The organism is Gordonia sp. KTR9 (genome assembly GCF_000143885.2).
Taxonomy (GTDB): Bacteria; Actinomycetota; Actinomycetes; order Mycobacteriales; family Mycobacteriaceae; genus Gordonia.
In genome coordinates this window covers 43442-68382 of the sequence record NC_018581.1, presented here as the reverse complement: position 1 = coordinate 68382, position 24941 = coordinate 43442, and the positions used below count along the sequence as shown (strand labels likewise).

The window sequence follows — 24941 nt, the reverse complement described above, 5'->3', positions numbered from 1 at the left end:
CCGCAGACGGGCCGGCCTGCGGTTCGGTGTGATTCCGTTCACATCTGAGGACAAGTGTTGCATGATGTCAGCACCTGAGGCATCCCCAGCGAGGAGGTCCCTGTGACCGACAGCGACACCGGCGCCACGGAGTCATCCGTGCGCGACGTGATCATCATCGGCGCCGGCCTGTCCGGCATCGACTGCGCCTACCGACTGAAGGAGCAGAACCCCGACGCCGACTACCTGATCCTCGAGCGCCGTGAGCGCATGGGCGGGACGTGGGACCTGTTCCGGTATCCCGGCGTGCGCTCCGACAGCGACATCTACTCACTGAGCTACCCGTTCGAGCCATGGCGCAAGCCACGTGCGCTGGCCCACGGGGACGACATCCGGGAGTACATCGAGGACACCGCCGCCAAGTACTCCATCACCGACCGGATCCGGTTCGGCCGGCACGTCCTGACCGCCGACTGGGATTCGGCGACCGACACCTGGACGCTCGGGGTCGAGGTCGGCGAGGACCGGCGTCGCGAGACCCACCGCGCCAGGTTCGTCATCTTCGCGACCGGCTACTACGACTACGACAATCCGTACACGCCACGGTTCACCGGCGCCGACGACTTCACCGGCCAGATCGTGCACCCTCAGCACTGGCCGGAGGACCTCGACTACCGGGGCAAGCGGATCGTGGTGATCGGAAGTGGCGCAACCGCGGTGAGCCTCATCCCGAGTCTGGCAGAGAAGGCCGAACACGTCACGATGCTGCAGCGCTCGCCGTCGTACATCTTCTCGTCCAAACAGAAGCAGTACCTCGCGCCGCTGGTGCAGAAGCTGTTGCCGCCACAGGCCGCGCACAAGGTCATCCGCACGCGATACGCGGCGCAGACCGCCGCGATCGTCCATCTCACCCATCGTTTTCCGAAACTCGGACGCAAGATGATCCGGAACAACGTCGTGGCGAACCTGCCGGCGGACTATCCCGTCGACCTCCACTTCAACCCGACGTACAACCCGTGGGACCAGCGCATGTGCATGGTCCCCGATGCCGATCTGTTCACCGACATCGCCGAGGGCACGGTCGAGATGGTCACCGACCACATCGATCGATTCGACGCGTCGGGGGTCACCCTCACCTCGGGTCGGCACCTCGACGCCGACATCATCGTGACCGCGACCGGGCTACAGCTGCTCGGCTTCGGCGGCACCCGGCTGCGCGTCGACGGTGCGGAGGTGAAACCACACGACCGCTTCGTCTTCAAGAGCTACCTCATCGAGGACGTCCCGAACCTCGCCTGGTCGGTCGGGTACACGAACGCCTCGTGGACCCTCCGCGCGGACATGACCGCCCGTGCCGTCGCCGAGCTGGTGAAGTACATGCGCACGCACGGCTACACCCATGCCTATCCGCATCTCGGTTCGGAGGTCATGGGTTCGCGGCCCGTGTGGGACCTCAAGGCGGGCTACGTCGAGCGGTCCCCGGAGGCGTTGCCGAAGTCGGGCACCCGAGGTCACTGGCAGGTGCGGCACAACTACTACCGCGACGCCATCGATCACCGGATCAACAAGGTCGAGGACTCGATGGTGTTCGGCAGGGTCTGACTTCCGCGGAACCGGGCCCAGGTAGGTGTCGGCCTCCCCGCCCACGGCGTTACGCCGGTGTGGTCCAAACGGTCGAGATTTCGCCACACCATCGTAAAATTGCTGGTCAAGCCTTGCTCCTCGCTCTCCGCCGCGCCGATACTGGGCTCGGCGAGCCAGCCGTCTCGCTGAACCCGCCCCGCCCCCGCGGGGCGCCGCTCCCCACCATGTGACCCAGCGGGAGTGGACCAGTAGGAGCTGCGAGATGACCTATCCGCCCGGTCCCCCGACTCACCCGCCAACCCCGTACGGCCCGATTCCGCCGCAGTCCGACAGCCGGCGCGCGCTCACCCTCGTGCTGTGCGCGATCGTCGTCGTCCTCGCGCTGATCCTCGCCGCGGGGATCGTCTTCGTGGCCAAGGCGCGCGACGGGGACATCTACGTTCCCGGGCTCACCCTCACCGCGGCCAACGACCCGGGGATCGACCCGTTCACCGATCCCGTCCTCGTGGCCGGATCGGGCGACCTGCCGGAGAACGTGGCCCTCACCGGCACTGCGGGGGCCGCCGACCTCGGCGGCCGCGCGGTGAACGGCACCGACGCCGGGTTGTACGGCTCGGGCGACGCCGCGGCCTGCGACACCGCCGCACTCAGCAACCGGCTGCTCGCCGATCCCCCGGCGGCCCGCGCCTGGGCGAGTGTCTACGGCATCAGCACCGCCGACATCCCGCACTATCTGAACACCCTCACCCCGGTGGTGCTGACGACCGACACCTGGGTCACCAATCACTCGTACACGTCCGGCCGGGCCGTGCCGTTCCAGTCGGTCCTGCAACGCGGGACCGCGGTCTACGTCGATTCCGCCGGTGTCCCGCGCGCGATGTGCTCGTGCGGCAATCCACTCGCCCCGCCGACCGCCGCCCCCCTCGGCGGATATCGACTCGAGGGTCGGCCCTGGGAGGGGTACAAGAGTCGATCGGTCGCCCGGATCGCGTACAGCAACCAGCACGTCACCGCGGTCGGCAAGTCGACGACCATCGTTCCCGCGCCGCCTGCGCCGCAACCGGGCACACCCGCCGGAGACGTCCTCGAGTTGCTGAATTTCCTTACCGGACAGCTCTTTTCTCAACCCGCGGGCGGACTGCTCGATCTGAGCGGATTCCCGCCGCCGTCCGGTCCCCTGCCCACTCCGGCCGCGTTGAACACCCCGTTCGAGGCGGGCACCGACGAAGACGCCGAGCGCAACGGCCTCCTCGCCCCGGGCGATCCCGCGGCCGCGCCCGCACTGGAGAAGCGCGCCGAGGAACACGACGGTCTGCCGGAAGGCGCGCCGTCCACGGACTCCCCGGCTCCGGACTCATCAGGACCGGACTCAGCCGGGCCCGATACGCCCAGTCCGGGCTCGGACGCGCCCGCCCCGGACGCATCGGTGCCGGCTTCCGACGTCCCCGTCCCGGAGGAGCCCGGTTACGAGGCACCCGGTTCCGAGGTCCCCGGACCGGCGTCTGAACCCGGTGCACCCGGTGTGCCCGGACCGGAGAACCCGGCCGAGGCTCCCGCGACGCCGACCTCGTTCAGCGGCTCGGGGGAGGTCGTCGGCAGTTTCAGCTTCGACGACGCCGGGTTGTCGGTGGGCTGCACCGTTCCCCACACCCCGGAACTCGGCACCGTCTCGCTGTCCTGCACCGACGGCGTGGCGAGGTCGGTCGCCGGCGCGGCACTGCAACGCAGCTCGGTGTCGGGTTCCACCACCGGCACCGGTGTGTGGACGCTGACGCTGACGGCTGTCGGTGCGTCGCAGACGGTGACCGTCCGATCGGCCAACTGGATCGTCGTGCCGCCCGCGGCCCCGGCGTCCGAGCCGCCGGCACCCGACGTCTCCACCGATGCCGCGCCGCCCACCGAGGAAGCCGCCGTCGACACGACCACCACGACGACCACCACGGAGAACCCACCTGCGCCGGAAGCGCCCGCCGAACCGGAGGCACCTGCGCAAACGCCGTGACAGGTCCGCGACTGTGAGCTGTCCAACAGCAAGCACCCTGGCACGTCCGTACCATCGCGCGCATGTCTGTTCTGACGACGTCGACGCGACGCCCCTCTGGTGACCTCCGTCCCGAATCCGTCCGCAGGCGGGTCCGGGTGCGTCTGGCGAGCGTCGCGATCGTGGCTGCGCTGACGTCGCTGGTGATGCTCGCGCCGAGCGCGCAGGCCGACCGCATCATCAACGGGCATCTGGTGGGCGGGAAGATCGGAGAGGCCTACTCCGCGACGGGTGGCTTCTTCAAGTGGGGCGTTCCGACCGGTCCCGAACGCGCGGCCGCCAAGCGCGGCCGCTTCCAGTCGTTCTCACGCGACACGTCGTTCTACTGGCATCCCGCCGCCGACGGCGGCACCGCGCATCAGGTCGGCGGCGCCATCCGGAGCCGCTGGCAGAAGGCCGGCGCCGAGCGCGGCGCGCTGGGATACCCGGTCAGCAACGAGTACAAATCGGGCAGCGGCCGTAGCAACGACTTCCAGGGCGGCGTGGTCACGTGGTCCAAAACCGGTGGGGCACAGATCGTCTGGGGCCAGATCCGGCAGAAGTGGGAGAACACCGGCGGTGCCGGCGGGTACTTCGGGGTTCCCCTCGGCGGGGAGTACCGCACCGGGGGCCGGTTCGCACAGGACTTCCTGAACGGCACCATCTTCTGGCCCTGACGCGACGAACCGCCGCGGGTGGCGTTGGTGTGTCCCGTGCCCGACTCGTCCGGGTCCCGGTCACTGACGCCCTTCGGGCTCGAACCGTTGCGCGGCGGTCACCGCCCCGGCGATGTCGGCATGGGCGGCCGCCGGGCCGAGTATCCGCCGCAAACCGGCCTCGGTCACCTCACCTGCGGGTTCGATCATCGCCCGTACCCGGGTAGCCAGATCGGCAGGAGGCGGGAGTCGCAGCTCGCCGAACCAGTTCCCCAGCAGATCGGCCAGCGCGTCGACGGTCTTCTGGCTGTCGACGAACGGCAGACCGACACCGGTGAAGCCGTCCTCGAGGTCGTAGCCGGACCGGGTCCACCGGCCGTCGAAGCCGTAGACGAACCCGATCCACATCCCCTCGGTGCGCTGCCTCTCGAGGTGGGGCGCGATGGCCGGCTCCCACCACGGTGGCGCGCCGTCGAGCAGGTCGGTCTCCGGCTCGCCGAAGTACGCCGCGCCCTCCCGGAAGTACGTCTCGGAGTACTCATGGTCATGCCCGACGAGCACCGCCCGGTCGTCACCGACCAGCACCATGTCGGCCCAGTTGCCGCCGCCGTCGTCGTAGTGCCACCCGTCAGGGGTCGCACGCGCGCCCTGCGCCCAGCGCTCGCCTCGCACCGCCAGTAGGGCCGCGTAGGCAGCCCACCTCGGTCTCATCTCCGCGGGAGCCGGCAGCTCGACCGTCTTCAACGTCATGGCCTGACACCTCTCTGTCCGGATTGTCCGGACCCGCACGCCGCCAGCGTATTGCCGGAGCCACCCGCCGCGCTCACCGGATCCGTTTCCGATCACCGAATGCGTCTGAGCGGGAACGGGATATGTGAGCGGATCGAAGACCAGGACGCGTTCGCAGTACGGTGTGGACCGTGACCCGATGGCATCGCAAGGTTCTGACACTCGCCGCATGTGCGGCGGTCGTGCTCGGGAGTTCCGGTGCGGCCGGCACCCTCGCCGCCGGTCCGGCGACCGGTTCACCGTCGCCCGCCGGCGAAGCCGGTTCCGTCGTCTCGTCGAGACCGCTGCCGCCGCAGTACTGGGTGCCCGGTTCCGCCGACGCCTCCGTCCTGACCTACGTCACCACCGACACGTTCGGCAACAGGGCACTGAGCACCGGGACCGTCTTCATCCCTCGGGGCACCGCCCCGGCCGGCGGCTGGCCGGTGATCTCGTGGGCCCACGGGACCTCCGGGCTCGGCGACGACTGCGCACCCTCGGTCCGGGGACCGGGCCTACCCGAGCGCGACCTGCCGTACCTGGCGAAGTGGATGCAGCAGGGCTACGCCATCGTCGCGAGCGACTACGCCGGGCTGGGCACCTCCGGTCTGCACGCCTACCTCGACGGCCGGACGACGGCCCACAACGTCGTCGACATGGTGCGCGCGGGTCGCGAGTTCTCCGCAACTCTCCCTGTCACACAACGGTTGTCGCGCTCGTGGGCGGCGGTCGGACAGTCCCAGGGCGGCGGCGCGGCGATCTACACCGCGCGCCATGCCACCGAGTTCGGCGGTCCCGAACTCGACTACCGGGGCGCCGTGGGCACCGGCACGCCGGCCTACATCGAACGGCTCGTCCAGATCGCCGGCCCGGGCGTACCCCCGGTGGCGATCACGCCGGCACTGACCGCCTACCTCAGCTACATCACCGCCGGCCTCCGGTACGCACATCCCGAACTCGGCATAGACCGCATCCTCACCCCGACGGGCCGCAAGTTCGTGGGGCTCGCCGAGACCCGGTGCGTCGGCGACTTCGAGGAACAACTCCGGGGAGTCTCCGTCGGTGACTACTTCACCGCCCCGCTGAACAGCCTCCCGAGGTTCTCCGCAACCCTCGCCGACTACCTTGCGATGCCCGAAAAGGGGTTCGACAAGCCGTTTTTCATGGGCCACGGCCTGCTGGACACGGACGTGCCGTATGCCACCACCGCTGCGTACGCGGCGACGCTGACGGCCAACGGCCAGCCGGTGACCTTCCGGACGTATCCGAGTGACCACAGTGGCACCCTGGTCCGTTCGCAGGCCGACACCATCCCGTTCCTCAACCGGCTGTTCGGCAAGTAGCCGCTCATCGACTCCGCCGAAATTCTCGCGCACCCCGGTTCCGACGCGGCGTCGTCTCGTGGCACGATGGACAGCACCGGTTGAGCAGCTGCCGTCACACATTTGCCGGGACGGGCGGCCGCGTGTCGGCCTGCCGCGTCCCCCGTGGAGAGGGCCATCAACCGATGCAGGCAGAACATCCTGACGCTGTGATCGTCGACGACTCCGGCCTGAGCGCCGGCCGCGCCCTGATGACGGTGGTGTCGGCAGCACACGAGCAACTGGTGATCCTGACCGTCGAGGGCAGCATCGACGTCCTCACCGCTCCGCAGTTGTCCGAGGCGGTGTCCGAGGCGCTGAGCGGTCAACCGGACGGTCTCATCATCGACCTGACCACCACCGAGTTCCTGGCCTCGGCCGGGATGGCGGCGCTCGTCGCCGCACACGAGGCCATCGCGCCCAGGGGCATGTTCGGGGTCGTGGCCGCCGGACCGGCGACCACCCGTCCCCTCACCGTGATGGGGCTCGATCAGACGATGGTGCTCTACCCGACACTGGACGACGCGGTCACGGCCATGACCACCACAGAGGGGCTGGCCGACCGTCCGGCTGGATAGACCCCGATGGTGTGGATTTCGTCGGCCCACCGCCGCGCAGACCCGGACGGTGGCCTCGCGCTCTCGGTCACGGCCACCCCCGAGGCCGCCTTCCGCTTCCGGCAGCACTTCGCGCAGTGGCTGGACGCGACGGTCAGCGTGGACGCAGAACGTCGCAGCGACATCGTCCTCGCGGTCTACGAGGCGGTGGCAAACGCGGCCGAGCACGCGTACGCCGCCGGCACGCAGTCTTCGAGCACGCAGCCGTCGGGCACACGACCCGGTGCCATCGAGGTACGGGCACGCCTGACGCGTGAGGAGTCGCTGGAGGTCACCGTCACGGACGGAGGGCGCTGGAAATCCGATGCCTCGTCGTCGCCGTACCGCGGGCGCGGACTCGCCCTGATCTCGGCGCTCAGCGACGCGTCGGACGTCACCAGCGGGCCGGACGGGACCTCGGTGACACTGCGCTGGCACGAGCGGCTCGGCGTCTGAGGCCCACCTCCGCGAGCATGTCCCCAGCGCTGGGGACACAGGCGCTCGATGTCGGTTCACAACCCCTGCCTGACACAGCCAGGTCACCGACCGAGGGGTACGGTTCGGACAGGAGTTCGTCGTGGGTCTGTTCAACCGACCAAGTCTGTCGGCCGAGTCACCTAACCTGATCTCCGAAGGCGGGTTCGGGGCCGGCCGTCGAAGAAGCTCGGTGGAGCGTACTCCCGATCCTGACATCGCTGCACAATGCGCATGCACGTCAGCGCACGAGGAAGGGAGTCGACATGACCGACTTCACCGTGGACTCGAACATCGACGACGCCTGGCGCACGTTCGCCTTGCACGTCGGTGATCGGCTGTCGCATCTCGAGCCGGGCCAAACCCTCACGATCCAGCAGGACCCGATGATCCCGGAGGGTCCGCACGGGACGCTGCGGTTCACGATCACCGGGTCACGTCGGTTGCGCTGCACCATCGACGACACCGACCTGCATCCGACCGCCGAGTACTTCGCCGAGCACCTGGCACTGCTCGCCTCCCTCGGATGGCGGCGCCTGCGCAACGGCACCCACATCTTCGAGGTCGGCCGACGCCGCGTGGACCAGCTCGCGCACGTGACGGTGCAGACGCTTCGTCAGGTCTGGGAGGTCGTGCACCCCGCGTTCCTCGACCATTCCCCCGCCGCACGCCCCGAACCCCAGATCGAGGTCGCGGTCCAGCCCTTCGACGCCGACCATCTGCGTGCGTTGCTAGTCGGCTCCCTCGAGGACCTCACCGGCTGCCGCATCCAGACCGACGCCGACGGCGACATCGCCCTGCCCACCAAGCCCGTCTCGTCCTGGCTGAGTCCGCGCAGCGACGCACCGCGTCTCGAGTTCTTCGCGCGACTGGCCGGCGACATCACCGACCGTCGCCGCGCCGCCGACATCGTCGCCGCCCAGCCGACCATGGGTTCGGCGGTGCGGGTGCACCTCCTCGAGGACGAGGTCTTCGCGACGCTGACCGTGGAATGCGCCGTCTTCCACCCGCACAACCTCAGTTCCGCCCTGGCCGAGTGGTTCTCGTTCCTGGCCGACTGTGCCCCGTCCGTCATCGCCAAGGTCGGTGAGGACGCACCGATGACCGCGCGGAACGGCGGCCGACTCCCGGACGCGCTGCAGACCCTGCTCGAACTCGACCCCGACGGGCGGTCGCTCAGTGCCCGCGAGGTCGCGAAGATCTGCCGCTACAACCAGGCCGACATCCTCTCCTTCATCAACACCAGCGAGGAGCAGCACCTCACGTGGCGGCGGTCGGCGGTCGACGCGGCCGCGGCGTCGGACTCGGTGGAGGCCGACGCCTGCCGCCACGAGGCCGACGCCTGGAAGGCGACCACGCACAACCTGCGGGCCGCGCTGCGCGTCGTCGTGCTGTCCGACGACGACACCGCGGACCGGAACTCGCCGGCCAAGTGATCCGGGCAAATCGGGCTCCGAATCACCGGTGCACGTAGTCTGCGCGGACGATTTTCGACGCCGGGCATCGCGCCGGCGCCAGCCGAGGCGTTCAATTGTTAGGTAACCCTCAGCGGTTCGCGTCGTCGATCGGAGCCCTCGCATGGCCATCACCACGGATCGCGGCGCGCTCACGTTCACCTTTCCCGAACTGGGTCGCGACGCGCGGTTGCACGTCACCTTCCAGCGGACTCTGCGCACCCCCGACCCGGTCGGACGGTACGGCCCGGTCGGTGACGACGGCGCGCTTCGTCTCGCTCAGGGCTCACCCGACGGCGATGCGCACGCAACCATCCCCATGTGGCAGTCCGAGGCCACCTGGCTGGACTTCTCCTCGCCGCACATGCATCCCTTCCTCGTGATGGTCGGCGTCGACGGCGTGAACGCGATCAGCGGTGACGTCTTCACCGGTATGCCCGACTTCGACGCCGACGACTACCTCGAGGTCCCCACACAACCGTCACTCGCCTCCCACCGGGGCCCGACCGGCGACGGGCTCGACGACCGCCAGTTCATCGCTCCCTCGACCCACACCGTCGCGGACGGCGGTCGCACCGGGACGCTCGTGCAGCTGACGGTCATCCCGATGCGCGCCGACGCCTGGGCCCGGCGACGCCGCCACCTGCCCTCGGCTCCGGGAACGTGCGTGCTCTGCGACATCTCACGAGCCGAACAATCCCGTGCCCGTCCCCGCCTCACCGCGCCTCGCGTGACAGGTCCACTCGAGTCCGCGGACACCTGGCATCCGACGACGTTCGACACCGCCGCGGTCCGGATCGTCAACTCGGTCGCGTGGAAGTCCCTGACCGGAGAACCGGTGCCGCGCGCCGCGCTGACGAGCGCCGACTACGCCGCACACGACCTCCCCTGGTACCCCGTCTACGACGAGACGGTCGAGCACTCGGCCCCCCTGTAGATCTGTCGCGGGTGTCGGCCCCGGGTGTCCGCTCCGCGTCGTACTATTCGGATCCGGTCCGCGTACGTCCCGCCCAGGAGGAGCCGCATGTCCCCCGATTTCGACGCCGTCCTCGAGGCGGCCTGGCGGGACTTCGCCGACACCCTCGCGGTCCGGGTGCCACGCCTCCTGCCGGGTCAGAGCCTGGCCATCGTCGAGGCGGCGGCCGGGGGCTGGCGCCGGCGGATGACCTTTGCGATGACCGGGACCCCCGGGTCGACCGACCGCCTTCGCTGCACCATCTCCGCGGGCGACCTCACCTGGACCGACAAGGACCGGTGGATGCGTCAGGCCACCTACATCGTCGACCGCGGCTGGTGTCGGCTCGAGGGTCGCAGTGCCTTCTGCTTCGAGGTCGATCCCCTTCGGTCCAGCGACCTCGCCGACGCCGCCGTGCGAGCGTTGCGCGAGGTGTGGGGCGTCATCCATCCGTCGTTCGTCAGCATCGGCGACCCGTCGTTCGCCCGCCACCACTCACCGGTGCCCGCGGACGATCTCGACACCGATCGGGACCGGCTCCGGCCGTCGGAATCGGGTCGAGCGGTCGGAGAGGATCTCGACGACACCGTCCGCATCACCGACGCCGACACCCTCCGCTTCACCGCACCGGCCCGGTTCGTCGACGCCGCGGTCGAGGGCGGTGTGGTCCCGCAGTCGAAGGACCATCTCGTCGAACTGGTCCGCGCCGCGATGACCGCGGCCGGACGTCCCGCGGTGGTCAGCCCGCGCAAGGCCATCTTCCTGCGATCGACCGGCACCTCGCTGTTGCGACCCACCCGCGACGCCCGCTCACTGGAGATCGTGACCATCCTCAGCTCCTCGGTGCCCGCACCCTCACTGCTCGGTATGGTCGTCGCCGAATTCTCCCCGCGGTGGCCCGAAGTCGCGGTGGTCGTGCGCAACGGGCTCGTCTACGCCCAGCGCCGCATCGATGTCGCGGTCTTCAACCCCGCGAATCTCGATGCCGCGCTCCGACGCTGGGACGACTTCGCCCGGACGGCCCGCGGCGAGATGATCAGACGGCTCGACAGCAGCCCGAAACTGGAACGCCGACGACGCGGCGACCGGCTCCCCGGCGCATTGCTGGGGCTTCTTCGGGTCAACCAGAAACTCGACAACACGCTCTCCCCGACGACCGTTCTCGCGGCCTGTCACCAGGACCGGGAGCGCGTGCACGAGTTCTTCGACATCTGCGCCGCCGAGATGCGCGAGTGGATGGACAACCTCACCGCCGCCCGCAAAGCAGAACTCGGCGAGGAGGAGATCGCACTGTGCGAGGCCGAGCACCAGGCCTACGCCCGGGTCGCCCGGTTGCTCCTCACCGCCATGGACCTTGCCGGCGGGGCGCCTTCCGCTCCCTGACGACGGGGCGCCTTCTGCTCCCTAATCCGAATGAACCGCATAACCCCTGGTCCCTAATCCGAAATAGCCGCACCCCTGGTCCCTGAGGTGCGAGGAGCGAAAGCGACGAGCCACGAAGGGCGTGGTGAGACACCTCGCGAGCCCTTCGAGGCTCGCTTCGCTCGCATCTCTGGGGCCGAGGCCGGCCGGAGCCGCTCAGTCGGCGGAGCTGTACGAGAGGTGCACGACTCCGTTGTCGAAGACGTCGGTGCCGACGAGCGTGAGCGGCAGATCGGCCAGACCGTCGAAGAGGCGGGCACCGCTTCCCAAGACCACCGGATAGACCAGCAGGTGCAGCTCGTCGATCAGCTTGTCGCGCAGCAACGCTCGCACGAGCGTGCCGCTGCCGCTGATGTAGAGATCGCGCTCGTGCTTGAGTTCGCGAATCCGGTCGGCGTCATAGGCACCGATGACCGTCGAGTTCTGCCACGCGCTCGTGTCGTCGAGAGTCGACGACACCACGTACTTGGTGGTGTCGTTGAAGAACGGGGCGCCGGGGTCGTCGTCGACGGTCCGGGTCGACCAGGCCGGGGCGAACATCTCGAACGTGTTGCGCCCAAGCAGGATTCCTGTGCAGTCGGACATGAAGGACCCAAGGAGCTCGCCCATCCCGTCGGCGAATCCGTACGGCATCGTGAAGCTCGGGTCCTCGTAGCTGCCGTCGAGGGTGATGAACTCGTGGACGTGGATCTTTCCCATGGTGTGCCTCTCGTCTCTTCGCGGTGAACGTCACGATGTCAGACCGGGCGTCGCCGGGAAACTCATCGGCGTCGAAGAGTTCGGAGAACTGTGGCGAGTGGCCCTTCGTGGCTCGTCGCTAGCGCTCCTCGCACCTCAGTACCTGCGGCCTGGCGGCCGTCGTGGATCACGAAAGAACCGCGTGCGAGTGCCGAATTTTCTGCTCCCTGAGGTGCGAGCGAAGCGAGCCACGAAGGGTTGGCGACGTGTCTCACTGGGCCCTTCGTGGCTCGTCGCTATCGCTCCTCGCACCTCAGGGAGCAGTGGTTTTGCGGTTCTTTCGGATTAGGGAGCAGTGGGCTGAGCCCCGTTCCCGCAGGCTGAGCCTGTCGAAGTCCCCCGTCTGGTAACTCTGGACCCACACATCGGCGATCGAAGGAGATCCATGGACGTCGCAGGCAAGGTGGCCATCGTCACGGGTGGCGGTGGGGGTATCGGCGCGGCGATCGCGCATGCGCTGGTCGATGCGGGCGCCAGGGTCGTCGTCACCGACCTCGACGAGTCCGGTGCCCGGGACGTCGCCGGGTCGTTCGGGGATGCGGCGACCGCGCTCGGCGGTGATGCCTCGTCCGACGACCACATCGATGCCGCGGTTCGGCTGGCGGAGAGCACCTTCGGTCCGGTCGACCTGTACTTCGCCAACGCCGGCGTCGGCCTGGGCGGCGGGGTCGACACCGACGAGGCGGTGTGGGATCTCGCTGTCGACGTCAACCTCCGCGCCCACATCCGAGCGACCCGACGCCTCATCCCGGACTGGGTGGAGCGCCGAACGGGATACTTCGTCAGCACCGCGTCGGCCGCGGGCCTGCTCACCCAGATCGGCAACGCACCGTACTCGGTCACCAAACACGCCGCGGTCGGCTTCGCGGAGTGGCTCAACATCACCCACTTCGACGACGGCGTCCGGGTCAGTTGCCTCTGCCCCATGGGCGTCGACACCAAATTGCTTCGGCCGGACGGTGATTCCGCGAGCGAAGAGCAGCGGCTGATGCAGCGCGCCGTGGAGAGCGCGGGCGCGGTGCTGACTCCCGGGGCGGTGGCCGCGATCGTGCTGGAAGCCGTCGCCGACGAACGCTTCCTCATCCTCCCCCACCCCGAGGTCCTTGACATGTACCGCCAGAAGGGCGCCGACTACGACCGGTGGCTGCGCGGGATGCGCCGGTACCAGACCAGCCTGCGATGATCCCGCGCCGACGTGTCGCGGTTGCTACTCGAAGTAGCGTCGCGGCACGTCGACGAGCATCGTCGTGATGTCGGCCTCGCTGACTCCGCGCTCTCGCAGCGCCGGCAGCACCTCTTCGCTGATGTGTCGGTAGTTCCATTTGGGGAGTGCCTGTTTCTTGGCCTCGTGGTCGAACCAGTCGATGAAGCAGGCGGCATCGTGCGCGAGGGCCATGCGGTCGGCGTATCCGCGCCTGCACAGTTCGGCGACCGTGTTCACGCGCTCCTCGAACGGCAGGAGGAGGTCGAGACCGAAGCGGTCCATGCCGAGGATCGAACCGGCGTCGGCGAGTTTCATCAGGTAGTCGAGGTCGACGCTGTCGCCGGAGTGACCGATGACCACCTTCGTCAGGTCGGCCCCCTCCTCGGCGAACACCTTCTGGGCGACCAGTCCCGACTGGCTGTGCGGATCGGTGTGCACGGTGATGGGCGCGCCGGTCTGGGCGCTGGTCTGTCCCACCGCGCGCATCACGCGCTCGACACCCGGTGTGAGGCCCTGGGATTCGATGGCGCACTTCAGGAAGGCCGCTCGCACACCGGTGTCCGCGATACCCTCGGTGAGGTCCTTGGTGAAGAGCGTGACCAATGGCTCCGGCACGTCGAACAGCATTCCCGGGCCCGCATAGTGGAATTGGAACGGGATGTCGTTGTAGGTGTAGAGGCCGGTCGCGACGACGATGTTGAGGTCGATCTGTTCGGCGATCCGTTGGATACGCGGGATGTACCGGCCGAGGCCGAGAACCGTCGGGTCGAGGATCGTGTCGATCCCGAGCTCCTTCAGTTCCGTCAGATCACGGACCGCTTCGGCGACCTTCTCGTCCTCGTCCCAATCATCCTGGTAGTTCTGCCGGAATTCTTCGCCGACGATGAAGACGTGCTCGTGTACCAACACGTTTCCGAGGTCTGCGGAATCGATCGGGCCGGTCGCGGTGTGGACGGTGGCCATGGAGCCTCCTCATCAGGAGGCGGCGTTGCCTCCCACTGCGGCGAACCCTAGTCGATTCCCCCGGCGTGACAGGCGACTTTCGTCCGTCGTTCTCGTCGGCCGCTCCCGCAGGGTTCGTCGTGGCGCGTCACGCGGCGCGCGGCGCGGTGAGCTTCTCCATGACCCAGTAGGACGTGCCGGCGACCACCGCACCGGCAAGCCAGGACAGGTCGATGCCACCCAGTGCGACCGCAACCGGACCCTGCAGCGCCGGCAGCATGCCGTACATGAACATCCAGGTCGCCGTGACACCGAGAGCGAGTGCGACGAGGGCGGTCGGCCGCACCATCGGCAGGACGCTGTCCGCCGGTGTGCCGAACAGACTCTCGGCGTCGATCTGTTGGCGTGCGATCAGGAACCAGTGCACGAGAACGACGCTGCCCCACGGGCTCAGCCAGCCGACGATCGACACCAGCCAGAAGTCGATCGTGGTGGCGAAGTCGCTGTTGAGCACGAAGTAGACGACGATCGCCATCGCCACGACGCCGATGACCATGTTCAGCACGCGGCGGTCGACGCGGATGTCGAGCGCCTGCGTCGACACCGTGCACGTGTAGATGTTGAGGATGTTGGTCGCGAGCGGTCCGTGGATCACCAGCAACAGAACCGGCAGTGCGAGAACGCCATAGGCATCGACGATGATCTCGCCCGGATCGGCGGAGTCGCTCAGGGTGGCCAGCGACGCACCCAGCACGCCGAGCCAGACGACCGGAATGAACTGCCCGAGTGCGCTCGCGAGGAACAGCTTGCGCGACGGCACGTCCCGGGACACGAAGCGCGAGTAGTCGCCGGCGTAACCGATCCACGTCAGGCCCCACCCGATGCCGATCGCGGTCATCACCGCGGTGATCGCACCGATGTGCGCCGATCCCGTGAGCTCTGGCGAGGTCGTCTGTCCCCAGTTCACGTCCAGACCGACCCACGCGACGACGGTCATGACGAGCAGGATCGCGACCGTCGGCGGCACCGTCCACCGTTCGAAGGCGGAGATCACCCGGTACCCGAACCAGGCGATCGTCACCTGCATCCCCATGATGATCGCCGCCACGACGATCCGCGCGGCGTTGTTGTCGAGGTCCGGGTCGACGAGTCCCATCTCACCGAGCAGCGCCATCACCAGGTCGAGGACGATCCAGGTGTTGACCGCGCACCAGCCCATACAGACCAGTGCCTGAACGGCCGCGGGAACATAGGCGCCGCGGCGTCCGAAGACGGCCCGCGAGAGCACCATCCCGGTGACCCCGGTGCGCTGACCGATGACCACGAAGACGCCGAAGATCGTCATGCCGATGGCGTTGCCGACGACGAGGACGGCCACCGTCTCCCACAACCCGAGGCCCATGGTGACGCCGAGTGCACCCAGCACCCAGTTGATCGGCGCGATGTTCGCACCGGCCCAGATCCAGAACTGTCCGCGCACATCGTGGGTCTTGGCGGATTCGGGGATGAGTTCGAGCTCGGCCTCGGCCTCCGGGACCGAGTGCTTCGGTCCGGGTGCCGACGGGGTCGCGGCGTCGAGTGCGGTCATTGTGTCCGTCCCAGAGAGATCGGCCCGAGGGGTCGGGGTGCGGTCGGGCATGGCGCGCGACGATGCGCAGTGCATCCATCGTGGTCCGGTCGCCGCGGCTGCGATACCTACAGAACGTCCGCATTCACTCGGTCGGCGACGGACAGGATGTCGGGCCGGTCACCTCGGCAGGCAGCGCGCACGGGAGAGATCAGGTTGCGATTTGTCCCGGGAACCGGGCGAAATCGCAACGGGACCAGAGGCCCGCACGGTGAATCGCGCCGGACCCGACTACAGCCGACGATGTTCCGACGGCGCGACTCCGTACCGCTTCTTGTAAGCCGCCGCCAGGCGGCTCGGGCTGGAGAAACCCCAGCGCGCAGCGACTTCCGCGACCGTATCGGTGTTGTCCGGTGATGTGAGGTCGTGGTGTGCTCGGCCGAGTCGGATGTCGCGCAGCGTCTGGGTCGGACTCGAACCGACGTGTTCGGCGAAGCCCTCCTGCAGGCGTCGGAGGCTCGATCCGCCGAGTTCGGCCATGTCGGCCAGGCGCCAGTCCCTTCCGGGATCGTCGTGCAGCGCGTCGAGCACCCGTTTGACCATGCGCGGGCGCAGACCGGTGCCCACCTCGTCGGGCGACACCGCGAGGAGGAAGGCACTGCTGATCGCGCTCGCCAACTGAGGTCCGACCAGTGGGTTCGACAGGAGATCGGCGGGCTCCCGCACCTGGGCGGAGAGCGCCCGCACGAGCCCGAACCACGCCTGCTGGTCGGGCCCGGCGAGATCCAGCTGGTCCGGCAGGTGCAACTGCGAACGCAGCGCCGAAGCCCGGACCCGGTCGGCCTCGCGTTCGAGATACTCGGCGTCGAACTTCACCCCCACGACGACACAGTCCGCGGACCACCTCGTGATCGTCGACGGCCGGTCCGCGGTGAAGACCGTGGCCTCACCTGCGGCCGACGTGGTCTGCACCGACCCGGCGCGTGAGTCGAGGACACCGCGGATCGGGATGTTGATCTCGTAGGCGCCCGGATAGTCGCAGGAGATGGAAACATCGGTGCCCCAGTTGAGTCTGCCGATCGTCACCGGACCCAACTCGACGGTCTGCAGCGTCAGATCGAGCTGATCCGGCGAGGAGAGCGCGGTCAGCTCGTGCGGGAAATACACCTCTTCGACTGCACGATGTGCCGTGTCCCAGTCGCTGGTCGATGTCGTGCTCCGCATGGACTTCTTCCTCGTACTCCGGTCATGCCCAGGTCCCGCGTCTCGATTCAACCCGGTGACCCACCACACTCGCCACCCGATTCAGAGACTGCAGTCACATCGTCGCGCGATCGGTGCCGGCAGCGCGCGAAGCGTATCGCCCGCCGGCACCCGAGGTCCCTAGTGTCACGACGCACCGGATGGTCGGCACCCGCCGACCGCAGAAGCCCACCCCGGATCTCGACACGAACACCGCGGAGGAACCCATGACCAGCACCATGTCGTGGATCGACGACATCACGATGACCGAACTGGAACGCAACCCCTATCCCGTCTACGAGCGACTCCGCGCCGAGGCGCCGCTCGCCTATGTTCCGGTTCTCGGCTCCTACGTCGCGACGACCGCCGACATCTGCCGGTCGATCGCCACCAGCCCCGACTTCGAAGCGGTGATCACCAAGGCCGGGGGCCGGACCTTCGGACACCCGGCGGTGATCGGAGTCAACGGGCCGATCCACGAGGACCTGCGCTCGATGGTCGACCCCGCACTGCAGCCCCAAGAGGTCGACCGGTGGATCGACGACCTCGTCCGGCCCATCGCCCGCCGGTACCTGACCGACTTCGAGGACGTGGGACGCGCCGAGCTCGTGGCCCAGTACTGCGAACCCGTCAGCGTTCGGGCTCTCGGCGACCTGCTCGGTCTGCAGTCGGTGGGCTCGGACAAGTTGCGCGAATGGTTCCACAAGCTGTCGGTGTCGTTCACCAATGCGGGAGTCGACGAGGACGGCGAGTTCACCAATCCCGACGGCTTCGCCGAGGCCGACGCAGCGAAGCTGGAGATCCAGTCCATCGTCAATCCGCTGATCGACAACTGGATCGAGAATCCCGACGACAGCGCGATCTCGCACTGGCTGCACGACGGGATGCCCGAGGGACAGACCCGCGACCGCGACTACATCTACCCCACGCTGTACGTCTACCTCCTCGGCGCGATGCAGGAGCCGGGTCACGCCATGGCCTCCACGCTGGTAGGGCTGTTCAGCCGCCCGGATCAGTTCGAGCAGGTCGTCGACGAGCCGACCTTGATCCCGCGCGCGATCTCGGAAGGCATGCGGTGGACGTCGCCGATCTGGTCGGCGACGGCCCGGATCAGTACAAGAGACGTCGAGGTCGCCGGCGTCGACCTGCCCGAGGGCTCGGTGGTCCTGATGTCGTACGGCTCGGCCAACCACGACGACTCGGTCTACGAGGCACCGTCGGAGTACGACATCACCCGACCTCCGTTGCCGCATCTGGCATTCGGTGCCGGTGACCACGCATGCGCCGGCATCTACTTCGCGAACCACGTGTGCCGGATCGCACTCGAGGAGCTGTTCGAGTCCATCCCGAACCTCGAACGCGATCACAGCAGCGACGTCGAGTTCTGGGGTTGGGGTTTCCGTGGTCCGACGTCACTGCACACGGTGTGGGAGGTGTGACCATGACTGATCCGACGACGTTCCGTATCGACACCGGCGCCGACTCGGCGACCTGCGGGGCCGGGCAGCGAATTCTCGATGCCCTGTTGCGTCAGGGGATGTGGATTCCCAACTCCTGCAACCAGGGGACCTGCGGCACCTGCAAGGTGCGCGTGATCGACGGGATGGTGGACGCACCGCCGGCCCCCGACACGGTCCTGTCCGAAGCCGAACGGCAGCAGGGATACGTATTGTCGTGCCAGTCGACACCCCTCACCGACGTCGCCGTCGAAACGCAGGCGGACGAATCCGGCGCACACCACCATGTGTTGCGCGATGTCGCCGGAACCGTCAGCTCGATCACCACGGTGGCCGATGACACCGTGTCCGTCACGGTGTCACTCGACGAACCGTTCGAGTTCATCGCCGGACAGTACGTCGAGTTGTCGATCCCGGGTACCGACCAGACGCGTCCGTACTCGATGGCCAACCCACCCAGCGAAGCCGACACCCTCGAGTTCCACATCCGCCGGCAGCCCGACGGTCTCGCCACCGACCGGTGGATCTTCGACACGCTGGCCGTCGGGGCCTCGCTGTCCATGACGGGACCGTGGGGCGACTTCTGTCATCGGCAGGATGAGCCCGGCGTCGGACTCATCCTGCTCGCCGGGGGCACGGGCCTCGCTCCGCTGAAGGCGATCGCGAGAGCCGCCCTCGAGATCGACCCCGATCGCGAGGTGCACCTCTACCACGGCGTTCGCACCGAAGCCGAGTTGTACGACGTCGACTTCTGGCGCTCACTCTCGGCCGAGCACCCCAACGTCCGCTACACGCCCTGCCTCAGTCGCCAAGAGTGGTGCGGCCGAACCTGTTACGTCGGTGACGCGATGATGGACGACTTCGACTCCTGCCGTGACCACGCCGCCTACCTCTGCGGTCCGCCCGCGATGGTCGAGGCCGGGGTCCGCGCGCTCAAACGGCGACGCATGGCCCCGCGGCGGATCAAGCGCGAGAAGTACACGCCGGCCGCGACTCTCGTGGCGCCGTGAATCGGCCGCTCAGGCCACGTCTTCCACATCGGCCGCCGACGCGCCCGTGATGATGTCGAGGACTCGTGGGTACTCGGGCGCGTCCGAGGTGACCACCGAACCGTGGTTTCCGCCGCGGATGAGAACGGCCTCGGCCTCGCCGCCTTCGCGGACGACGGCGGCGACGTAACGCTGGGAGTTCGCCGGCGCGACCATACGGTCGGCGGTTCCGTGGACGGCGACCACGGGGGTGTCGGGATCGATGTTCTGGATGGGGTCGACCATCGTGTACCGCTGCGGGACCTGCGCCGGTGTGCCACCGAGGGCGGTGACGATGCGGTCGTCGCCATGCGTTGCCGCGTAGGTCATGTCGAGTGGACCGGCGAGTGAGACGACGCGTGTTGGGCGGAACAACGGCCGCGCACCGACCTCGTCGTCCTCCAGCTTGTGCCTCGTCCCGCCCCACACCGCGAGCTGGGCACCCGCACTGTGCCCGACGATCAGTTCGTCGTCGGTGTCGATCTGCGGGAACTGCCGGTCGACGACGACGACGTGGTCCAGCGCGCTCGCGACATCGCGGAACGTCGTCGGCCACCCGCCGCCCGAACCGACGCGGCGGTACTCGATGTTGTAGACGGCCATGCCCCGGCCGGCGAGGTCTCGCGCGAGCGGTTCGAAGATGTCGGCGCCGAGGGCGCTCTGCCACGCGCCGCCGTGGATGAGGACCACGAGCGGGATCGAATCGACCCGCTGTTCTCCCTCGGGCAGGTACAGCTCGGCCCAATTCTGTTCCGAGTCACCGTCATCCGGTGTCGGATAGTCGAACCGTTGGATGGTCACCTCGTCCAGGTACTCGACCGGCGCGGCCGTGGCACTGCTGGTCGTCGTCGTGGGCGTCGTTCCGCTGGAACACGCGGACAGCCCGACCATGCTCGCGACGAGGACTCCCAGTGCGATGCGTCCGCCGACCGAGACCCTCACCGCGCGCTGAGGGGAACTGCGGTGATCGACGGGCCGCTACGAACGGTCGCGGGGAGCGGTCCGAATCCCGGCCAGAGATTCACCGGCACCGTGATCGTCGCGCCGGCGGGCAGCGAGATCTGCCCGGGGCTGACCGCGATCCGATCGGTGAAGGTGTCGCTTCGCTCGACCTCCAGTCGGAGCCGCTGCGCGCGCCCCTCGGAGCGGATGGTGACACCGGCCGGGGACGTGGCACCCACCGAGACCGCCGAGTTCGGGCCGATTGCGAGCTGTGTGGTCTCGGTCGACAGCGAACGCAGCGAGTTCTCGGTCGCAACCTCGAATTCCGCGGTCGACGCTGCTGACGAGGTCACCCGCATCCCATGTCGCGCCGGGTCGGCGTCGACGACCGCGACGGCACCCGCGGGCACCTCCAGATCACCCATCGCGACCACGCCGCCCGCGCTGAGCACCGTCGCATCGATGTCCGCGGAACGACCGGCTTCCACCCCGTCGACGATGATCCGGAAGGCGCGGTTCGCGGGCACCGTGAAGGTGGCGGTGTTGTCGTTGTTGAACAGGATCTTTCGGTCGACGCCCGGGATCGCGCGGCCGGCCGGATCCGTGACCCGCACATCCCAGTCGACGTCGCCGGCACCGCGGGCGCCGCCGTTGGTGTCCGACACGATGACCACGGTCTCGTCGTCGCGCAGGTCGGGGTCCTGGTGACGCGCCAGGATGGGTGCCAGCGGCACGAGCATCATCTTGTTGGCCGGCGACCCCTGGAACAGCAGCGTCGGCTCGGACGGGTTGGTGGCCGTCGAGTAGTACCAGCTGTTGGCCGCGGGGTCGGCGACGATCATCTTCTCGACACCGGGGAAGTTGTTGTCGTAGACGACGATGCCGCGTTTGCCCTGTCCCAGGTCGCGAATGGCGATCGGGTTGATCGCGTGTCCGGCGCTCTGCTCCTCGTCGGTGTAGATCGCCAGGACGTAATTGTCGTTGCGGGCCCACGCCGACCGCAGTCGGGACAACGCCTGTGTGACCGTGACCTCCGATTGGACGAGGTCGGTGGGCGGAAAGCCCTGCGTGATGAACATCCGGGCGATGAGTTCATCGAGGGGCGCCGACGGCCGGATGCTGTAGACCGGCTGCCAGGGCAGTGCCAGCGGGAACGGGTTCAGGCGCTTGGTGGCATAGAGTCCGGCCAGCGCGGCCATCCCGAAGCAGTGCCCGCCCGCCATCGACTCGTTGAATTCCTGTTGCACCACCTCGGCGACCGTGGTCGGCGAGCACACACCCAATACGAGGCGCGCGCAGACCTCGTCGCCGAATACCGCACGCATGCCATCGATGGTCAGGCCGCGAGTGTGCAGAGCGTCGTTCGGTCCCCAGTTCTCGAACGAGAAGCCGTCTCGCTTGACCTTAAAGTCCGCCTGCGCGACCAGCTTTCCGGCCTGGGGATTCACCACCGGCGCCGCCTGGGACGGACCGGAGGAGACGATCGACAGGCCGGCGGCCACTGCCAGCACCAGTACCGCCACCGAGAGACGATTCAACAGTCGAGAACCGCGCGTGCCTGTGAGCATCGCTAAACACTAGCGGACATTTCAGACACTGCCAGATCTGCCGGCGAATTCGCCGGATTCATTTCGAAAATAGGTCTCAAATTGTTTGTTGCGGCAGTTTGTTCCAATTCAGGGACCAAACTGCCGCAACGTCGATCACGAATGTTCGCAGGCGGTTACTTGACGCCCGAGAACACGTACTGCAGCACGGCCAGTGCCAATTCGTTGTCCTGGATCGCCTGCCACAAGATGGTGTCCACCATGTTCGTCTCCGTTTCGATGTTCGCGTGAGGGGTTGGCCCGGATACCGAGCCGGAAATCGTGGAGTCACCCCGACCCGGCGCTCCCGATCCTACGTCGACGGCCGGGGAGGGTCACCGGGTGATGGGCGCGACCCGTGTCACGCCGTCCGGCGTCCGGCGCGTGCTCGGCCTCCAAACTCGGCGCGCAACTCGTATCGGAGGGCAACCGCGTGCCGAGGCCAGTGCCCCCACCAGGATGGGGGCCCAGAGCGCGAACCCGCTCTGTTACGCGGCCGGAATGACTCGCTTCGATCAACATCTACCGGCGACAACTGCCGCCTGCTACGAGACCGACGACCCAAGACGGCGCCGCGGTGACGGTTCTCGGGGATAGTGGACCTTCGGCCGAGCGCACTTTCAGACCCCGTTTCGAGTCATGACCGTGGTGTCCTCTGTGAAGGGCGTCGCGCCGTTCGTCCGCGCGCGGCTCGCCAATTCGACGCCTCGACCTCCGCGAGCGTGGATTGGATCGGAGCACCGCCGCGAAGCGACTCCAAATGCCGCTTCGCTAACCTAGAACCGGACGGTGCGGGTAGGCGCCAGCCAGTCAGGCCAATGTTGGCCCGTCGCACACCTCGAACTAGCCGGTGAGTGGGGCGGCGCCGTGGCGTCCCATGCGCCGATCCTGCACGGCATCGAAGTTCCCTCCCCGTCGCCGTCGGCACTGACGTGCGCCGATTTCGGTGAGCCCGCGATCGCACCAACCACGGCAACGGGCCGATGGCCAAGCATGGATGCAGCACAGTTTCAGGACAACTGGCCGCACCCCGGGATCTCATCGCTAAAACGTGAGGTTGATACGTGGGCCGCTGTGCCAAGTCGACCATGCGCATCGCTGACCTCTATAGCAGGGCGCCCCCGCGAACGCATGCTACGTCTTTGCGAGGATGCTCCGACTCGTCTCGATCCCATCATCTGCGCATCGGGCAGCCCAGACCGGTCAAAGATTCCCGAGTCTCACCTAAGGTCCTCCGACACTGCGCCGGATAGGAACTTGCCCGCCAAGTCGAACTCGGTTGCTCTAACCTACTCCTCATGACTGCGCCACGGTTGGAGGAGGTCTTCACCTCATCCGGCATACCCAAACATACTTTCGTGAGACCCGCCGAATTCAACGCGCTTATTGTGGCACTGCGAACGCCAGGACGATGCGTCGTTATCGAGGGTCCGACCGGTGTTGGAAAGACGACGGCTCTACAGAAGGCTATCGACGAAGAACTTGACTCAGATATCCATGTAGAGCTCTTGAGTGCAAGGAAGAAGGCAGATAGGGACCTCCTTGATGCAGTTCTTGAAGTCGACGGGATCGGAATAGTTGTGATCGACGACTATCACCGATTGCCAATTGAAGTTCAACGCAGTGTTGCCGACAGAATGAAAGTTCTTGCGGACGAAGGCGTCGAGGACACCAAGCTCGTCGTGCTGGGAATCACCGATGCGGGAAAGTCCCTCATGAACTTCGGACGCGACCTCTCTGGTCGAGTCGATATCATTAAATTTGGCCGGAACTCTGATCAAAAGGTTACCAGTCTCGTCCGTGAAGGATGCGCTGTGATGAATGCCGAGCTTCCCGTAGAGGAAATCGTACGCGCCGCCCATGGGAGCTTCCAACTGGCTCAGATGCTTTCTTACAGGTGCTGCCTACTCTCCGACATCTTGAAGCAGCGACCTGACAGGCAGCTCCCCTCAGTGCCATTCGAAGTTGTCTTAGAGAACGTCGCAGACGGTCTAGCGGAAACGTTTGCGGACGTTGCCATACGATTCGCGGCAGGACCGCGATTGAATCCCGAAGGAAGGGCTCCATATCTACATTTGCTCCGATGGTTAGCAGCCGCTGACGAATGGTCGATAAGACTTACCACAGAAATTGCTAAGCATCCGGACGTCGCGGCTAGTGTGTCCGGGGTGGTCTACGGTGACCACCTATCGGATCACATTCGCAGCGATGACAAATTCGGACACCTTTTGCACTACGACTCACGAAATAAGTTTCTAACCATTGAGGATCCACAGTTCGCATTCTATCTTCGGAATTTGCATTGGGACAAGTTCGCGGCTATGGTCGGATTCCTGAACATCGACTTTGATACGAAATACGATTTTGCCTTGTCTTTCGCAGGGGACCGAAGGCACGCTGCTAGTTACTTGGCCGACCGTTTAAAAGAACGCGAGATTAGTGTCTTTTACGATAACGACGAGCAGGATCGGATCCTGGCTACAAATCTCGAAGAGTACCTGGCCCCAATTTATAGATCGCAAGCCAGCTTCGTTGTCTGCTTTCTGTCTAATGAGTACCCAAAACGGGTATGGACGAAGTTTGAAAGCCGACAGTTTCATGCTAGATTTGGTTCCGAGAATGTCATACCTGTCCAGTTTTCAGACGCCAGCAATGAGACACTGTTGGCCGGTCATGACAAAGTAGGTTCGTGGCTCGTTGTTGATAACCAGCCCATTGAACCTCAAATTAGTGATCTCGCTGATAATTTGGCGAAGAAAATTGCCCGGATGAGGGCTAGACCCCAGGTTCGAGCGGGTGAATTCTACTGCTCGAGATGCAATTTGGTTCTTGCGAATTCCAGGAAGGCTCCCGCCCGGTACAATATCTGCGAAGACTGCTGCGTCAGTGTGGGAATCGACTGACTTAAGTATTGGTCGCGTGACATCCGCCCCTTGCGCTGGGGTGAGGATCGACCTCAGCGATCA

At 66.9% G+C, this 24941-nt stretch carries 20 protein-coding genes; 13 read left to right on the top strand and 7 right to left on the bottom strand.

Annotated features, from left to right (window positions below; genetic code table 11):
- Nucleotides 1-102 precede the first annotated feature (102 nt).
- From KTR9_RS01135 to KTR9_RS01125, 3 genes are all read left to right on the top strand, one after another.
- Nucleotides 103-1581 carry a flavin-containing monooxygenase gene (locus tag KTR9_RS01135; RefSeq protein ID WP_014924846.1) on the top strand — a complete coding sequence of 493 codons (1479 nt, stop codon included), beginning with the start codon at nucleotides 103-105 and terminating at the stop codon, nucleotides 1579-1581.
- Nucleotides 1582-1825: 244 nt separating this feature from the next.
- Nucleotides 1826-3565 carry a DUF6777 domain-containing protein gene (locus tag KTR9_RS01130; RefSeq protein WP_014924845.1) on the top strand — a complete coding sequence of 580 codons (1740 nt, stop codon included), beginning with the start codon at nucleotides 1826-1828 and terminating at the stop codon, nucleotides 3563-3565.
- A gap of 62 nt (nucleotides 3566-3627) precedes the next feature.
- Nucleotides 3628-4260 carry an LGFP repeat-containing protein gene (locus KTR9_RS01125; RefSeq protein WP_238554004.1) on the top strand — a complete coding sequence of 211 codons (633 nt, stop codon included), beginning with the start codon at nucleotides 3628-3630 and terminating at the stop codon, nucleotides 4258-4260.
- A gap of 60 nt (nucleotides 4261-4320) precedes the next feature.
- On the opposite strand, the gene KTR9_RS01120 is transcribed toward KTR9_RS01125, so the two are convergent.
- Complete coding sequence (locus KTR9_RS01120) at nucleotides 4321-4989, bottom strand: hypothetical protein (RefSeq protein WP_014924843.1); 669 nt, start codon at nucleotides 4987-4989, stop codon at nucleotides 4321-4323.
- Nucleotides 4990-5159: 170 nt separating this feature from the next.
- On the opposite strand from KTR9_RS01120, the gene KTR9_RS01115 reads away from it, so the two are divergent.
- The 6 genes from KTR9_RS01115 to KTR9_RS01090 all read left to right on the top strand — a co-directional run bounded on the left by KTR9_RS01115 (nucleotide 5160) and on the right by KTR9_RS01090 (nucleotide 11230).
- On the top strand, nucleotides 5160-6350 hold the full coding sequence (locus KTR9_RS01115; protein ID WP_443134912.1) for a prolyl oligopeptidase family serine peptidase: 1191 nt from the start codon (nucleotides 5160-5162) through the stop codon (nucleotides 6348-6350).
- 164 nt (nucleotides 6351-6514) lie between these two features.
- A complete protein-coding gene (locus KTR9_RS01110) occupies nucleotides 6515-6946 on the top strand; it encodes an STAS domain-containing protein (protein ID WP_044505591.1) in 432 nt (143 codons plus the stop codon).
- Nucleotides 6947-6952: 6 nt separating this feature from the next.
- Nucleotides 6953-7420 carry an ATP-binding protein gene (locus KTR9_RS01105; RefSeq protein WP_014924840.1) on the top strand — a complete coding sequence of 156 codons (468 nt, stop codon included), beginning with the start codon at nucleotides 6953-6955 and terminating at the stop codon, nucleotides 7418-7420.
- Nucleotides 7421-7704: 284 nt separating this feature from the next.
- On the top strand, nucleotides 7705-8874 hold the full coding sequence (locus KTR9_RS01100; RefSeq protein ID WP_010844878.1) for a TY-Chap domain-containing protein: 1170 nt from the start codon (nucleotides 7705-7707) through the stop codon (nucleotides 8872-8874).
- 142 nt (nucleotides 8875-9016) lie between these two features.
- Nucleotides 9017-9829 (top strand): hypothetical protein, encoded by an 813-nt coding sequence (locus KTR9_RS01095; RefSeq protein WP_010844877.1) that lies wholly within the window; start codon nucleotides 9017-9019, stop codon nucleotides 9827-9829.
- A gap of 87 nt (nucleotides 9830-9916) precedes the next feature.
- Nucleotides 9917-11230, top strand: coding sequence for a TY-Chap domain-containing protein (locus KTR9_RS01090; RefSeq protein WP_044505587.1), 1314 nt, complete (start codon nucleotides 9917-9919; stop codon nucleotides 11228-11230).
- A gap of 195 nt (nucleotides 11231-11425) precedes the next feature.
- Here the strand turns inward: KTR9_RS01090 and KTR9_RS01085 are convergent, their stop codons facing one another.
- Entirely contained in the window at nucleotides 11426-11968 is a 543-nt protein-coding gene (locus tag KTR9_RS01085) for a dihydrofolate reductase family protein (RefSeq protein ID WP_014924838.1), read from the bottom strand.
- A 424-nt stretch (nucleotides 11969-12392) separates the two neighbouring features.
- Here KTR9_RS01085 and KTR9_RS01080 point away from each other — a divergent pair, with 424 nt between their 5' ends.
- Nucleotides 12393-13190, top strand: a complete 798-nt coding sequence (locus tag KTR9_RS01080) for an SDR family oxidoreductase (RefSeq protein WP_014924837.1) — start codon at nucleotides 12393-12395, stop codon at nucleotides 13188-13190.
- Nucleotides 13191-13214: 24 nt separating this feature from the next.
- On the opposite strand, the gene KTR9_RS01075 is transcribed toward KTR9_RS01080, so the two are convergent.
- The 3 genes from KTR9_RS01075 to KTR9_RS01065 form a co-directional block, all read right to left on the bottom strand.
- Nucleotides 13215-14174 carry a phosphotriesterase family protein gene (locus KTR9_RS01075; protein WP_014924836.1) on the bottom strand — a complete coding sequence of 320 codons (960 nt, stop codon included), beginning with the start codon at nucleotides 14172-14174 and terminating at the stop codon, nucleotides 13215-13217.
- Nucleotides 14175-14301: 127 nt separating this feature from the next.
- Nucleotides 14302-15741, bottom strand: a complete 1440-nt coding sequence (locus KTR9_RS01070; protein WP_014924835.1) for a cytosine permease — start codon at nucleotides 15739-15741, stop codon at nucleotides 14302-14304.
- Between the two features lie 270 nt (nucleotides 15742-16011).
- Complete coding sequence (locus KTR9_RS01065; RefSeq protein ID WP_014924834.1) at nucleotides 16012-16944, bottom strand: AraC family transcriptional regulator; 933 nt, start codon at nucleotides 16942-16944, stop codon at nucleotides 16012-16014.
- A gap of 245 nt (nucleotides 16945-17189) precedes the next feature.
- Here KTR9_RS01065 and KTR9_RS01060 point away from each other — a divergent pair, with 245 nt between their 5' ends.
- Nucleotides 17190-18401 carry a cytochrome P450 gene (locus KTR9_RS01060; RefSeq protein ID WP_014924833.1) on the top strand — a complete coding sequence of 404 codons (1212 nt, stop codon included), beginning with the start codon at nucleotides 17190-17192 and terminating at the stop codon, nucleotides 18399-18401.
- 2 nt (nucleotides 18402-18403) lie between these two features.
- Nucleotides 18404-19429, top strand: a complete 1026-nt coding sequence (locus tag KTR9_RS01055; protein WP_014924832.1) for a 2Fe-2S iron-sulfur cluster-binding protein — start codon at nucleotides 18404-18406, stop codon at nucleotides 19427-19429.
- A gap of 9 nt (nucleotides 19430-19438) precedes the next feature.
- Here the strand turns inward: KTR9_RS01055 and KTR9_RS01050 are convergent, their stop codons facing one another.
- Nucleotides 19439-20338 carry an alpha/beta hydrolase family protein gene (locus KTR9_RS01050; RefSeq protein ID WP_014924831.1) on the bottom strand — a complete coding sequence of 300 codons (900 nt, stop codon included), beginning with the start codon at nucleotides 20336-20338 and terminating at the stop codon, nucleotides 19439-19441.
- Nucleotides 20339-20385: 47 nt separating this feature from the next.
- The gene (locus KTR9_RS01045; protein ID WP_014924830.1) at nucleotides 20386-21957 is read right to left on the bottom strand and encodes a hypothetical protein; all 1572 of its coding nucleotides are present in this window, start codon (nucleotides 21955-21957) and stop codon (nucleotides 20386-20388) included.
- 1316 nt (nucleotides 21958-23273) lie between these two features.
- Here KTR9_RS01045 and KTR9_RS26775 point away from each other — a divergent pair.
- A complete protein-coding gene (locus KTR9_RS26775; RefSeq protein ID WP_014924827.1) occupies nucleotides 23274-24878 on the top strand; it encodes a TIR domain-containing protein in 1605 nt (534 codons plus the stop codon).
- The last annotated feature ends 63 nt before the right edge of the window (nucleotides 24879-24941 follow it).